We start from the raw sequence: 13,966 nt of genomic DNA, 5'->3' as shown, positions 1-13,966 counted from the left end.
CCTATTTTTTTATTGCTGTGATTTGAATATAACGTACATATCCATTTTGGTAGAGTTGTTGGCATAACTTTGCAGTCATTTGAATTTTAAAATTTGCCAATCCTCGGCTTTGATTTTGTCTTTGCTGATTTTGAATATACCGCGAAAAACCGAGTAATACAGGCTCGGATAAATCTTCAATTTGAATATCGGCAAAACCTTGTTGTTCCAAGGTTGTTCTTAATATTTTTTCAGTCGGTACAGCATCCCAAGCGACATTTGCTGCTTTAAGTAAATAACGATGCTTTTGTTCTTGCAGAGCGGTCATGTTTTGACATGAGTCAGCACGCATTAGGTAATGAAAACCTAATCGGCCTTTTGAATTTAAAACTGGAGTGACTGAATCTAGAAATGAATTTAAATTGCTGTGATAAGCCGCATCAATACATAACACCGCATCGAAGTGTTGTTTAAATTCAAATTGTTTTAAATTTAAAAATGAACCACAAAAAATCTGGCTTATTTCAGGAATAAGCTTTTGAATTTTATTAACACACTGGGCTTGTAAGTCAACTGCACTGAGGCTTTTGGGCTGATAGTGCTGTAGCCAGTGCAATAAACTTGCACCCTGTCCGCAGCCTAAATCTAAGAGATGATCTTTTGAATTTAAATTGACAGCTTGTGCCAAATGATCTGCCAATTGGCAACAAGCTTCACGGTAGTTTTGGGTATTTTTCCAAAAACCCAAATTTGTCCAAGCAAGCTCTTCATCATCTCCCAAACTTGATGCATCAATTGCATATTTATGAGGGATAAGCCTAGAAAGAGCCGCTCGAACTTTTATTTTCACAATTTTAGTAACCGAGTTCAGGGGCAACTTCAACCTGAGGTTTTAAACCTACAAATGGTAAAGGTGCACCTAAAATTTCAGCAATATGCATCGCAGAAGTAACTGCCGACTCTAAAATTGGTAAGCCATCACATGACCATGAACCACAGTAAAATACTTTACGGTTTAAGTCTAAATGGCGTTGTTGCAATTCTTTATTTAGAGCAATTGTTTGCGAGTCTACAACTGCACGCGTTAAAGTGACTTTCGAAATGATTTTTTTAGGGTCAATATCAGTCACTGGGCGCCAAGTTTGGAACACTGGATTTTTACCCACAAGTGATGGTTCAACCGCATTCATCCAAACTGTGAATTGCTGACGGGTAAACTTACGATCCATCATATAGCTCAGCACTGACCAGTCTTTACGACGTGGTGGCATTACTGTTGCATCTGTATGAATAACAAGATCACCTTGCTCAAAACGGAATTGCTTAAGCAAATTCATATCTTCAGCAAATTGTTCAGGGTTCAAAAACTCATCAATTTTAGACGTTGGCGTTGCAACAATCACTCGATCAAATAAGTTCTTTTCACCTTGGCTGTTTTCAACCAGTACTTTTTCGCCTTGTAATTCAACGTTTTTAATCGCTGATCCGCTATGAATGTCGATATCTTTAATTAAGCTGTCTACAAATGCAGGTGTACCACCTTTCATACGTAAAAGCATATCGCCATCAGTTAAGTGACGTAAAAACTCAAGTAAGTTTTTTGCAGGCCAGTCGCCAATTGTTTTTGGATTACACGTACAAATGGTATAGAGCACCGGCATTACAACGCCATGCCAGAATACTTCTTCTATATCGTTCTGATTAATAAATTCAGCGAGGGTAATATCTTGATTTTTAGATTTGAAAAACTGGTGAATTGCAGTTTTTAATTGCAACATTCCTTTCACAAGACGCCAGCCATATTGCTGGATGCCCTTACGGTTATTGATAATCGGGAAATTACCAATACGACTACGAGATGTCGTTAACCATGTTTCCGTACGATCTTCGAATAACCAGCTACATGACATATAAGTACGAACTGGGAAGGTTTTAATGCCTAAATGAGCAGCAAGGCTGAGCGTGTTTTTCCACAGATGTGGATTCATCACACGTAGCGGTGCATCAATAATTCCACCATCGAATTCAATGCTATGGCTATCCATTCCCCGGCCAGGAAGTGCTTCAAATATCGTGATCGTATGCCCTGCATCTTTCAGAATTCTTGCTGCCGCAAGACCTGCCATTCCACTGCCAATAATTGCGATATTCAAAATGATGTCCCATTTTTCGAGAATTTTTTTGATTATCACTCATACCCTAAAAAAACACCGTATTAAAAACTACCAGATTTTTATTTTTTGCATCAATTTATATAGAAAATATTTAACTAAAGGACAGGCTAGCTTTTTATATTTTTTTACAAAAATATACAGTCATATAAAAACTGATATTTTTTATAAATTTAAAAAAAATCTTTTAAATAAAATAAGATAATTTAACTATATTTATATCATATGTTTTACAACTATCTTTTTTTGAGATATCATAGATCCACAATAATGAGAACCAAATCACATAAAACAATGCCGCAACAACAATGAAAACCATCATAAAAACAGAATCTTTACAGCGAAAAAGCCCGCTATTCACACTTGATAGCGGGCTTTTTATTACTTTGTTTTAATAGCCGATTAAGCGCAATTAAACAATTTATCCTTCTTGCATGATTGAACCGAATTTTCCACGATTAAAATCATTAATCGCTTCCATAATCTCAGCTTTGGTATTCATTACGAATGGACCATAACCTTCGATTGGTTCGTTAAGTGGTTGCCCAGTCAACACTAAGAATTTAGTGTCTTCTTCTGCATTTAAGCTAAACTCAACACCCTCACGAGACAAAATCGCAACGGTTTTACCTTCAAGACGATTAGCATCATTGACCACAACCGCGCCATCTAATATCACAACAAGCGTGGTGTGCCCTTCAGGTACATAGAGGGTATGTTTTTGGCCTTTAGCCAATTTACCATCCCATACATTTAATGGACTAAATGTCGTTGCTGCACCTTTTGCATCTGCATATTCACCAGCAATCACACGTAAATGACTGCCATGCTCGTCTAACGCAATGTCTGGAATCTCTTTCGCTTCAATTGCTTGATATTTTCCAGGCGTCATTTTTGAATGAGCAGGTAAATTTACCCATAATTGCACCATTTCAAAAAGACCACCATGCTCTGCAAATTCAGGAGAATGGAACTCTTCATGCAACACGCCTGCACCCGCAGTCATCCATTGCACATCACCAGTTTTAATGGTTCCGCCGCCACCGCTTGAGTCTTTATGAGTCACTTCACCTTGATAGGCGATTGTCACTGTTTCAAAGCCACGGTGTGGATGCGAGCCTACACCTTGCTGTTCAGTCGTTGGCGAGAAGGTATAAGGCGCTGCATAATCGAGTAGCAAAAATGGGCTTAAGGTTTGGCCTAAACGGTCATAAGAGAATAGGTTATATACAGGGAAACCATCACCCACCCAATGCATGTGGTTATTTTGATATGCACCAAGAAATTTCTTCATCTGATCTCTCCTATATATGTAGGATTTTCTTGAACTGAGATTGATTTTACGCCTCAATAATTGCAGTTTATAGATCAGGATTAGCAACACATTATTTCATCTATGAGACAATCATAAAGTTTGAGGTACTCTTTTTAAGATCGTCCTATTTTTAAAATTCTTAATCCTATTTTTTAGACTTAATCACGACAACAAACTCATCTAGCATAATTTTAGGCACTGATGACCTACTTAATAATTTTTGATTATTTATTTTGATAACACGAGGACATAAAAAATGGCTCAAGATTACGTACGTTTAGACAAGGATAATGCTGCGGTTCTTTTAGTTGACCACCAAGCAGGTTTACTTTCTTTAGTTCGAGATATCGATCCAGATAAATTTAAAAATAATGTATTAGCACTTGCAGATGCTGCGAAATATTTTAATTTACCGACTATTCTTACCACGAGTTTTGAAAACGGTCCAAATGGTCCTTTAGTTCCAGAATTAAAAGAGCTTTTTCCAGATGCGCCATTTATTCCACGTCCTGGTCAAATCAACGCTTGGGACAATGAAGATTTTGTAAAAGCGGTCAAAGCGACAGGTAAAAAACAACTGATTATTGCTGGTGTAGTCACTGAGGTTTGCGTGGCGTTCCCAGCTTTATCTGCACTCGCTGAAGGCTTTGAAGTGTTTGTGATTACCGATGCTTCCGGTACTTTCAATGAATTAACACGTGATGCTGCTTGGGACCGTATGTCAAAAGCAGGTGCTCAGCTTATGACTTGGTTCGGTATGGCTTGTGAGTTACACCGTGACTGGCGTAATGATGTGGAAGGTCTTGGAGCACTCTTCTCAAATCATATTCCTGATTACCGCAACCTGATGACCAGCTATAGCTTTAATACATCGCAAAAATAAATTCTATTGCCAAGATTAGAGTGCTTAAGCGCTCTAATCTTGAATTTAAATGGATTGATCTGACATTGATAAGCTCTTTTGATGATTTTTATTATTTCTATTTAGTCGTAAAACACGGCGGCTTTAGTGCGGCCAGTGAAGCCGAAAATATTAGTAAATCTAAGCTCAGCCGACGTATTATTGACCTTGAAAATAAATTTAACGTTAGCCTGATTCAACGGACAACTCGCCATTTTAAAGTGACCGATTTAGGTCAAGAGTTCTACGAAGAATGCTGCAAAGTTATTGCCCAAGTTGAATGCGCAGAAAACGTTTTGTTAAAGCAAAAAAGTGAACCTCAAGGGTTAGTGAAAGTAAGCTGCCCACCTTTAATGATGCATTTTCAAATTAGAAAAATTTTAAATCAGTTTTTAAAAACCTATCCAAAAGTTGAGATTGCTCTTGAGCTAACGAGCCGTCGGGTAGATATCTTGCATGATGATATCGATCTCGCGATTCGGACCAACTTTGAACCGAATGAAGATTCAAATTTAATTGTTCGGGATGTGATTAAAACCGACCACTGTCTGGTGGCTTCGCCTGAATTACTGCAAGGCCGTATTATTGAGCATTATTCCGAATTACAAGACTTTCCAAGTATCAGCTTAGGCACTCAAAAACAAAACCCTATTTGGCATTTATGCAATATTCGTAACGGCGAATCGGTTGATGTACCTTACCAACCACGAATCAAGAGTAATGACTTAGCAGGTGTTTACTATGCCGTAATGGATGGTTTAGGCATTGCCGACCTTCCTTTTTTAACCGTTGAATCGGAAATTCGTAAAGGAACACTGGTCCATATACTTCCTGATTGGAAGTCGAATATTGGCATGCTACAACTGGTTTATGTGTCTAGAAAAGGCCAACGTCTGGTGGTCGAAAAACTCATTGAAACCCTGATTGATGAGCTTCGTCGTTTACCCGAAAGCCATGAAGGATATTTGCCGACTTAAATAAAAAAACCGGTCATGAATGGGCATGACCGGTTTTTGTGAAACATCACATACAGCATAACTGCATGTTTTCGTTCAGAACAAAACGAACTCGCTTTGCTCCTTACTCAGATAAGTCTACGCAGAGGTATTTCATTTCGATATATTCTTCGATGCCGAATTTTGAACCTTCACGGCCTAGACCTGATTGTTTTACTCCACCAAACGGAGCAACTTCGTTTGAAATTGCGCCCGTGTTAATGCCGACCATACCGTACTCAAGTGCTTCACCCACTCGCCATTGACGAGCTGTGCTTTGAGTAAACAAATAAGCAGCTAAACCAAACTCGGTATCGTTCGCCATTGCCACTGCATCATCTTCAGTTTTAAAGCGGAACAGTGGTGCAAGTGGACCAAAAGTTTCTTCTTTAGACACTTTCATGTCTTGCGTTACGCCAGTTAACACAGTCGGTTCAAAGAATGTACCGCCAAGTGCCGAACGCTGACCACCAATACGAACTGTCGCACCTTTCTCAGTTGCATCTGCAATATGAGACTGAACTTTTGCAATCGCATCTTCATCAATTAAAGGTCCTTGAGTTGAACCTTCTTGACGGCCATCACCAACTTTCAGCTTAGACACAGCTTCAACCAAACGGTCTGCCAGCGCATCGTAAATACCGTCTTGAACATAAATACGGTTAGCACAAACACAAGTCTGACCGCTGTTACGATATTTACTTGCCATGATGCCCTGAACAGCTTGTTCAAGATTAGCGTCGTCAAATACCACAACTGGTGCATTACCACCGAGTTCAAGTGAAAGCTTTTTAATGGTTGGCGCACATTGTTGCATCAAGATACGGCCAACTTGAGTTGAACCTGTGAAGCTTAACTTACGAACAATATCGCTTTCACATAGTGTTTTACCCACTTCAACCGCATCACCACTAATGTTAATTAAAACATCAGCTGGTAAACCTGCCTGTAACGCCAATACTTCAAGTGCATAAGCGGTTAACGGCGTTTGCTCTGCTGGTTTAACCAACATTGAACAACCCGCAGCAATAGCTGGACCTGCTTTACGCGTAATCATGGCAGCTGGGAAGTTCCACGGCGTAATTGCAGCTGTAACACCAATCGCTTGTTTAATCACGAGCAAACGTTGGTTTGGCAAGGTCGGTGTTAATACTTCACCATCAACACGGCGTGCTTGCTCGGCAAACCAGCGAATGAATGATGCTGCATAACCAATTTCACCACGTGCTTCTGCTAATGGCTTACCTTGCTCAGCAGTTAAGATTTGAGCCAGATTTTCTTTGTGCTCAAGCATGAGGTTGTACCATGCCAATAACACATCAGCACGGGCCAAGGCAGTTTGCTTTTTCCAAGCAGCCTGCGCTTTTGCTGAACGATTAATTGCGGCTTCAACCCCTGCACGGTCATAGGTTTTTACCCATGCCAAAGTTTCACCTGTAGCAGCATCATTAACTTCGATATAATCATTTGATGCAGGTGCGTCTAATGAAATATCAGGATGTTTTAATAAATACTGCAAATTATTTTGAATCATGCAGATTGCTCCATCGCTTTTGCACTACCTGCTTTTAGGGTCGCAAAACCTTGTTTCAAGATATCAAGACCTTGACGGAATTGCTCAGCAGGAATGGTTAATGGATATAAGAAACGAATTACATTACCGTATTTACCACAAGTAAGAAGTAACAACCCGTTTTCCATTGCATAGTTTTGTACAACTTTTGCTTGTTCAGCCGTTTCAAGCTCTACTGCAACCATTGAACCTAATGCACGAATTTCAGTTACGACGTCGCCTGTTGCTTGTTGAATATCTTTAAGTGCAACAACCAACTCTGCACCTAATTCATTTGCACGGTCGCATAGGTTTTCTTCTTCAATCGCATCAATCACAGCATGCGCAGCAGCAACTGCAATTGGGCTACCTGCGTAAGTACCGCCTAGTCCACCTGGGTTTGGCGCATCCATCACTTCTGCACGGCCAACAACACCTGAAATAGGGAAACCGCCGCCCAAGCTTTTCGCCATGGTGATGAGGTCTGCTTTAGTCTCGTAATAGTTCATTGCGAACAATTTACCAGTACGGGCAAAACCTGATTGCACTTCGTCAGCAACAAGTAAAATGCCGTGCTTGTCGCAAATTGAACGTAAACGTTTTAAGAACTCAGCTGGCACAACATTGAAACCGCCTTCACCTTGTACTGGCTCAAGTACAATTGCTGCAACGTCATGTGGAGCAATATCTTCACTGAAAATATCTTCAACGCTCTCAATTGCTGCGTCTACTGAAATACCTTTAGCAGGCACTGGGTAACGTGCGTGGAACACACCCGCTGGCATCACACCGAAATCACGTTTGTAAGGCGCAGTTTTACCTGTCATTGCCATGGTCATGAATGAACGACCGTGGAAACCGTTACCAAAAGTGATAATGCCGTGACGACCTGTGTAACAACGAGCAATCTTCACCGCGTTTTCAACTGCTTCTGCACCTGTAGTGAAAAAAGCTGACTTCGCAGGACCAGCAATTGGGGCACGCTCATTAATACGCTCAGCTAAAGCCACATAGCTTTCATAAGGTGTTACTTGATAGGCAGTGTGAGTAAATTTAGTAAGTTGTTCAGTCACCGCTGCAATGACTTTAGGGTGGCGATGGCCTGTATTTAAAACAGCGATACCACCAGCAAAGTCGATAAATTGGTTGCCTTCCTTGTCCCAAAGCGTGGCATTTTCAGCTTTTTCTGCGTACCACTGGCACATCACGCCTACACCACGTGGAGTTGCTTGCTGTTTACGTGCGTTAAGTGCAGAATGTTGATTATCCATTTGATTCCCTCATATTTTCATCATCAGTTGCAGCTTTGGTTTTTTGCATCCTGTGCTTAATTTTCAGGGTGCTTTACAACGACTGCCTATGCATGTAATTTCGCTCGTCTGGCGGCAACTGACGAGAGCCATTTTTTAACTGTAGGAGAGAGCCAATTGCGTAGTTTACTTGGAGATCATTTATTACAACGGCTCCAACAGGACACCGAAGGTAAACTACATCAACGCCTTTTCCGTTGTCTGCGTGGTGCCATTATTGATGGCGTCATTCAGCCTAAAACACGCTTGCCCGCTTCACGTGACTTAGCCAGTGAAATTCATGTTTCGAGAAATACTGTTCTTACTGCCTATGAACAGCTACAAGCTGAAGGCTATTTAGAGGCTCGTACGGGACACGGCACATGGGTTGCCGAGAAACTACCAGAGAGTTTTTTAAATACACAAAATAAGAAAAAAGTAGTTTCAAGTCCGAAATTTCAAAACTCTTATGCGCTCTCAAATCGTGGTTCAAACTTATTAGGCTATGCCGCAGCCTCGCCACACCAATGGGGAGCTTTCGTGCCGGGAGCACCCGATGTAACAGAGTTTCCACATCATATTTTTAGTCGTATTCAGGCGCGTTTAAGCCGAGAGCCTGACATTAACCGTTTAATTTACAGCAATGCTGGTGGCTGCATCGAACTTCGAAGTGCGTTGGCAGATTACTTAGGCGTTGCACGTTCAGTCCAGTGCGATGCTGACCAGATTATTATTACCGAAGGTATTCACCAAGCGATTGACTTAGTTTCGCGTGCACTGAGTGATATTGGTGATCGCGTCTGGATTGAAGATCCGGGCTATTGGGGAATGCGTAACACTTTACGTATTAATGGCGTAGATATTCAACCCATGCCAGTCGATGCCGAAGGCATTATCCCCGAAGAAAATCCGGTTAAACCACCTAAACTCATTTTTGTCACTCCCTCACATCAATATCCACTCGGTTCACATTTAAGTCTAGATCGCCGACGCAAATTGATTGAGATTGCCCGCCAGCACAATAGCTGGATTGTAGAAGATGATTACGACAGTGAATTCCGTTTCTCAGGCCAGCCGTATCCATCTTTACAAGGTTTAGAAAATGATGCTCCTGTGCTGTACATGGGCACGTTCAGCAAAACCATTTATCCATCTTTAAGAATTGGCTATTTGGTAGTGCCTAAGCCACTCTTTTCACCCTTACGGATTGTGGCAGCTGAACTCTATCGTGGTGGGCATTTGCTCGAACAAAAAGCTTTAGCTGAATTTATTCGTGAAGGCCATTATGAAGCGCATATTCGTCGTATGCGTCTGCTCTATGGCAAACGGCGTGATTACTTGGTGAGCCTGATTAAACGCTATCTAGGGCCTGAATTCATCCACGAATACGATGAAGCAGCAGGGTTACATCTGGTTTTAAAACTACCAAACTCTTGCGATGATGTCGCGATTGCAGCCACTGCACTTGAACGTGGTGTCAAAGTTCGCCCACTTTCACAGTATTACATGCAATCACATGCCCACGCGCAACGTGGTTTGCTCATGGGCTTTGCCTGCGTCAATGAAAAAGACATGGTGATGGCTTTTGGTGTGCTACTCCAGTGCTTACGTGAAGCAGGTGTATCAACCCTGAATTAATTCTTTAATCTCATCATACTGAATAAAAAAGAGCCTCATAAAGAGGCTCTTTTAGTTTCTAAAATATTAAACTAACTTTTCTTCTTGAGTATGAGTTAAATGGGTCGTTCTACGGTCTTTACCCCAACCCAGTTTTTCCGACAATATTCCAAAGAACACAATAATGCCGAACAATGCTGTGGTGTAAATCACTTCTTTGAAATATGTGCCTTCAATGAGCATGGTGAGAATTGCCCCAATAATTGCAAAGATCACGACATAAGTCAGATAAGGGAACATCCACATTTTAAAGTCAATTTTCACCCCTTCAGCTTCTAATTTTTTACGCATGCGAAGTTGAGAGTAAGCAATGGTCAGGTACACATACAGTGTTGCTGCACCCGTCGTTAGCATGAAAAAGTCGTAAACATCCATACTCTTAGTTGCAGTTAAAACCACCGCAATCACAGAGAAGAAGCATGACACAATCACACCCACCCACGGACTGCTTTTACTGTTTACAGACCCAAAACTTTTCGGTGCATCGCCACGTTTAGCTAAAGAGAACAACATACGTGAACACGTATAAAGTGCTGAGTTAAAGCAACTACATACCGACGTGAGAACCACAAAGTTTACGATATGGCGCGCTCCCGGAATACCAAGTGCAGACAAAGTCACGCTATAAGTACCCCAAGTTGAATCTTTCAAAAGCTCATTGTTGTGAGGAATCAAACATACCGCCACAAACATTGAGCCTACATAGAATAAAATAATTCGCCAAACCACCGAGTTTGATGCTTTACGAATTTCTTTAGATGGATTTGCCGATTCTGCCGCCGCTACAGTAACAATTTCAGCACCAATATAAGCAAACATGACCCCAAGCAAGGCGGTAATAACGGATGAACCACCATTAGGCATAAAGCCTTGAGAGGTTAGATTACTAATACCAGAAGCAGCCGGATTGCCCCACGGCCACAAATGCATGATGGCTAAACTACCAATCACCAAGAAGATAACAATCGCAATGACTTTGATGAGCGCAAACCAGAACTCAAATTCGCCATAGTTTTTCACGTTTTGTAAATTGACTGCGACCAAGGCACCAATCACGACAACCATATAGGCCCAGATCGGTATAAATGGGAACCAATTATTTAAAATTTTACCCGCCACATAAGCTTCCCATCCCATGAGCATTGCGAGCGTACACCAGTACAACCAGCCAATTGAAAAACCTGCCCAACGACCAATCGCACGGTCTGCGTAAGTTGAAAAAGAGCCACTGTCAGGGTTTAAAACGGCCATCTCGCCTAACATCCGCATGATGAACCAAACGAGCAGACCACCCAAAGCGTAAGTTAGAAAAACAACAGGGCCCGTATTGTAAATAATGCTACCTGAGCCCACGAATAGAGAACCACCAATAACCCCTGCAATTGAGATCATCGTTAGGTGGCGTGATTTAAGTCCATGTTTTAAACTTTGGGAGTGATTGGCTTCAGAACCATTTTGATGAGCTGCCATATCATTTTCCTTAATATATGGAGGATATCGGCCAATCTCGGAAATCCTCCGAAGCCAACTATATCCCCTAAAAATTTAGCCGTTTTGCCCAATTCCTAAAACAGAAAATTCACTGAGCTTATCCGGCGCTTCCGTATGCATACTTCCAATGGCTTTAATTTGTCGTTTCGGCCCTGAAGAAACGAGAGCCATTTTTGGAATAAAAGAGAGAGCCAATTGCAAAATTTATACGCAAAATTGGCTCTTTTTAGATTGCATGTAGGTAAATGGTTTTTAGTTTTTATTTTAAAAATGAATAGGTTTTACTTTAATTAGATTGGAATTATTTAGTTTTGCTCAGAAATTAATAAAGCTTTCGTACCTTTTTCTAAAGCTCTGAATATATGTTTCTGGTCGGCAGGGTAACAAATATAGTCTCCAACATTGAGTTCAACGGCCTCATCAATTAAGCCAACCAAAGCTTTACCTTCCACCACAATGATGTGCTCCACAGAACCAACTGGATGAGGTTCTGAAAGACGGTCTTCACCCGGTTCAACAATCAGTAAATAAACATCTCGACGTGCATGTGGTGGACAAGTCGCCAACAAAATCGCTTTGTAATTGGCAATTTCAGAGCTAACGGTTGGGCCATCTCCACAACGAATCACTTGCACCTGATTGCTTGGCTCTTCCATCAAACGCGCAAAAGGAATATTTAGTGCAACACAAAGTGCCCATAAGGTTTCAATGCTTGGGTTACCTTGCCCTGCCTCTAATTGTGAAAGAGTAGATTTTGCAACGCCTGCACGACGAGCAACCTCTGCCAAAGAAAGCCCCGCTCTTTGGCGTTCACGGTTTAAACCTTTAGCAATAATTTCAATTGGCTGAGACATTCACCACATCCGTTCTATAAAAAAAACGATCGTTCGTTTTGACAAAACAATCAGACTTATTCATTATAATGGAAAATCGTTCGTTATATCATCCCATGACTACATACTCTCTCATTAAGAAACTTAGTAAAGACACCACCCGCTCGATTTTCTTTGTGTGTCTAGCGACCAGTGTCGTTGGTATGTCTTTAGGTTCACTCGCTGCAAGTTATGGCTTAGCACTCTGGATTCCACTTTGCCTATCCGTATTTGTGCTCGCAGGAACTGCTGAATTTATCTTTATTGGTTTTTTAGCAGTAGGTGGTAGCCCGATTGCTGCTGCAATTGCAGGACTACTCGTCAATTTACGACATTTACCTTTTGGTATTGCGGTCAATGAACTAATCAGAGGTAAATTCTCTCGATATTTCGGGGCCCATATCATGAACGATGAAAGCGTTTTGTTTGGCATGGCACAGCCCGATTTCGAAACGAAAAAGGCTGCTTATTGGTTGTGTGGTATCAGCATTATGCTGAGTTGGCCACTCGGTGTCACTGCGGGTTATTTTATAGGAACTGCTATTCCAGACCCAAAAACATTTGGTCTAGATGCCATTTTCCCTGCCATTTTAATTGCACTTACTTTTAATGCTTTAAAGAATAAATCTACTCGAAAAGCTGCATTTGCTGGATCAACTTTAGCACTGATTACCACACCTTTTTTGGCCTCAGGACTTCCCATTCTGATTTCACTTTTTGGCTTGATATTTGGTAGAAAAAAATGAGTCAACAATTACTGATTATTTTGGGCATAGGCTTGCTAGCACTTGGAACATATGGGATTCGTTTTGCTGGTTTTCACTTAGGTGCAAAGTTTACTTTTTCCGAAAAATACCAAGTTTTACTCTCAAACGGCGCAACTGTTTTGCTCTGTGCGATTGCGGTCACGACGACATTTTTTGAAGGCCAAGATTTTGCAGGATTCGCGCGTATATTCGGTGTTGGATTTGCGCTTTTATTAGTTTGGAAAAAAGTACCGCTGTTATTGGTAATTTGCTTGGCAGCCGCTGGTACAGCACTGTTACGTTTGCTTGGAATTGAGTAATAAAAAAGGCGAGATAAACTCGCCTTTTTTAAATTTTTGCTTAGAACGGTAAATCGTCGTCTAAATCAGCTGGTGCAGACGCTGGTTGTTGTGGTGCTTTAGGAGCGAAACCACCACCTTGTGGGCTGTTGCCACCATTACCGAAACCACCTTGGCCACCATAACCACCGCCATTGTTTTGGCCATAGCCGCCACCTTGGTTGTTATTATTTTGATAACCATTACCACCTTGTTGAGGTGCGTTAAAACGTGGTTGGTTAAAATCATTACCGCCAGCGAAACCTTGTTCACCTTGTTGACGACCATCTAACATTTGCATCTGTTCGCCACGAATTTCTGTTGTATAGCGCTCTTGGCCATTTTGATCAGTCCACTGACGCGTGCGTAATGAACCTTCAATATAAACCTTAGAACCTTTACGTAGGAACTGCTGAGCAATTTCACCTAAACGGTTATGCAAAACAATACGGTGCCATTCAGTTTGTTCTTTACGCTCACCTGAAGTTTTATCGGTCCAAGCTTCACTTGTTGCGATTGAAAATTGAGTCAGCGAGCCCCCATTTGGAAAAGTTTTTGTTTCAGGATCACGACCCAAAGTACCAACCAAAATAACCTTATTTACACCACGCATTAGCTGTCTTCATCCTATTCATTTCTA

The 13,966-nt window shown here is 41.3% G+C and carries 13 protein-coding genes; 5 read left to right on the top strand and 8 right to left on the bottom strand.

Annotated features, from left to right (window positions below; translation table 11 throughout):
* Position 1 precedes the first annotated feature (1 nt).
* From QLG01_RS04055 to QLG01_RS04045, 3 genes are all read right to left on the bottom strand, one after another.
* Positions 2–829, bottom strand: coding sequence for a class I SAM-dependent methyltransferase (locus tag QLG01_RS04055; protein ID WP_282495893.1), 828 nt, complete (start codon positions 827–829; stop codon positions 2–4).
* A 4-nt stretch (positions 830–833) separates the two neighbouring features.
* Positions 834–2,132 carry an FAD-dependent oxidoreductase gene (locus QLG01_RS04050; protein WP_043961653.1) on the bottom strand — a complete coding sequence of 433 codons (1,299 nt, stop codon included), beginning with the start codon at positions 2,130–2,132 and terminating at the stop codon, positions 834–836.
* Between the two features lie 439 nt (positions 2,133–2,571).
* Positions 2,572–3,444 carry a pirin family protein gene (locus QLG01_RS04045; RefSeq protein WP_005300740.1) on the bottom strand — a complete coding sequence of 291 codons (873 nt, stop codon included), beginning with the start codon at positions 3,442–3,444 and terminating at the stop codon, positions 2,572–2,574.
* Between the two features lie 277 nt (positions 3,445–3,721).
* On the opposite strand from QLG01_RS04045, the gene ycaC reads away from it, so the two are divergent.
* Both ycaC and QLG01_RS04035 read left to right on the top strand, forming a co-directional pair.
* The gene (gene ycaC, locus QLG01_RS04040; RefSeq protein ID WP_002052204.1) at positions 3,722–4,348 is read left to right on the top strand and encodes an isochorismate family cysteine hydrolase YcaC; all 627 of its coding nucleotides are present in this window, start codon (positions 3,722–3,724) and stop codon (positions 4,346–4,348) included.
* Positions 4,349–4,368: 20 nt separating this feature from the next.
* Entirely contained in the window at positions 4,369–5,343 is a 975-nt protein-coding gene (locus QLG01_RS04035) for a LysR substrate-binding domain-containing protein (RefSeq protein WP_282495892.1), read from the top strand.
* Positions 5,344–5,446: 103 nt separating this feature from the next.
* On the opposite strand, the gene QLG01_RS04030 is transcribed toward QLG01_RS04035, so the two are convergent.
* The gene (locus QLG01_RS04030; protein WP_282495891.1) at positions 5,447–6,895 is read right to left on the bottom strand and encodes an NAD-dependent succinate-semialdehyde dehydrogenase; all 1,449 of its coding nucleotides are present in this window, start codon (positions 6,893–6,895) and stop codon (positions 5,447–5,449) included.
* The gene (gabT, locus tag QLG01_RS04025) at positions 6,892–8,184 is read right to left on the bottom strand and encodes a 4-aminobutyrate--2-oxoglutarate transaminase (RefSeq protein ID WP_191900326.1); all 1,293 of its coding nucleotides are present in this window, start codon (positions 8,182–8,184) and stop codon (positions 6,892–6,894) included. Before gabT ends, QLG01_RS04030 begins: the two co-directional genes overlap by 4 nt.
* Before the next feature lie 156 nt (positions 8,185–8,340).
* On the opposite strand from gabT, the gene QLG01_RS04020 reads away from it, so the two are divergent.
* The gene (locus tag QLG01_RS04020; RefSeq protein ID WP_282495890.1) at positions 8,341–9,840 is read left to right on the top strand and encodes a PLP-dependent aminotransferase family protein; all 1,500 of its coding nucleotides are present in this window, start codon (positions 8,341–8,343) and stop codon (positions 9,838–9,840) included.
* Between the two features lie 66 nt (positions 9,841–9,906).
* Here the strand turns inward: QLG01_RS04020 and QLG01_RS04015 are convergent, their stop codons facing one another.
* Positions 9,907–11,349: an amino acid permease gene (locus QLG01_RS04015; RefSeq protein ID WP_151963788.1), complete on the bottom strand. Its 1,443-nt coding sequence runs from the start codon at positions 11,347–11,349 to the stop codon at positions 9,907–9,909.
* Positions 11,350–11,675: 326 nt separating this feature from the next.
* Positions 11,676–12,224: an XRE family transcriptional regulator gene (locus QLG01_RS04010; protein WP_282495889.1), complete on the bottom strand. Its 549-nt coding sequence runs from the start codon at positions 12,222–12,224 to the stop codon at positions 11,676–11,678.
* Between the two features lie 68 nt (positions 12,225–12,292).
* Here QLG01_RS04010 and QLG01_RS04005 point away from each other — a divergent pair, with 68 nt between their 5' ends.
* A complete protein-coding gene (locus QLG01_RS04005) occupies positions 12,293–12,988 on the top strand; it encodes an AzlC family ABC transporter permease (RefSeq protein ID WP_282495888.1) in 696 nt (231 codons plus the stop codon).
* Positions 12,985–13,308, top strand: a complete 324-nt coding sequence (locus QLG01_RS04000; protein WP_282495887.1) for an AzlD domain-containing protein — start codon at positions 12,985–12,987, stop codon at positions 13,306–13,308. Before QLG01_RS04005 ends, QLG01_RS04000 begins: the two co-directional genes overlap by 4 nt.
* Positions 13,309–13,348: 40 nt before the next feature.
* Here the strand turns inward: QLG01_RS04000 and ssb are convergent, their stop codons facing one another.
* Positions 13,349–13,939, bottom strand: coding sequence for a single-stranded DNA-binding protein (gene ssb / locus QLG01_RS03995; RefSeq protein ID WP_005300710.1), 591 nt, complete (start codon positions 13,937–13,939; stop codon positions 13,349–13,351).
* Positions 13,940–13,966 lie beyond the last annotated feature (27 nt).

Source organism: Acinetobacter sp. V89_4, assembly GCF_029967875.1.
In the GTDB taxonomy this organism is placed as follows: domain Bacteria; phylum Pseudomonadota; class Gammaproteobacteria; order Pseudomonadales; family Moraxellaceae; genus Acinetobacter; species Acinetobacter oleivorans.
The sequence above is the reverse complement of the archived record's forward strand: the minus strand, read 5'-3'. Positions and strand labels throughout refer to the sequence as shown.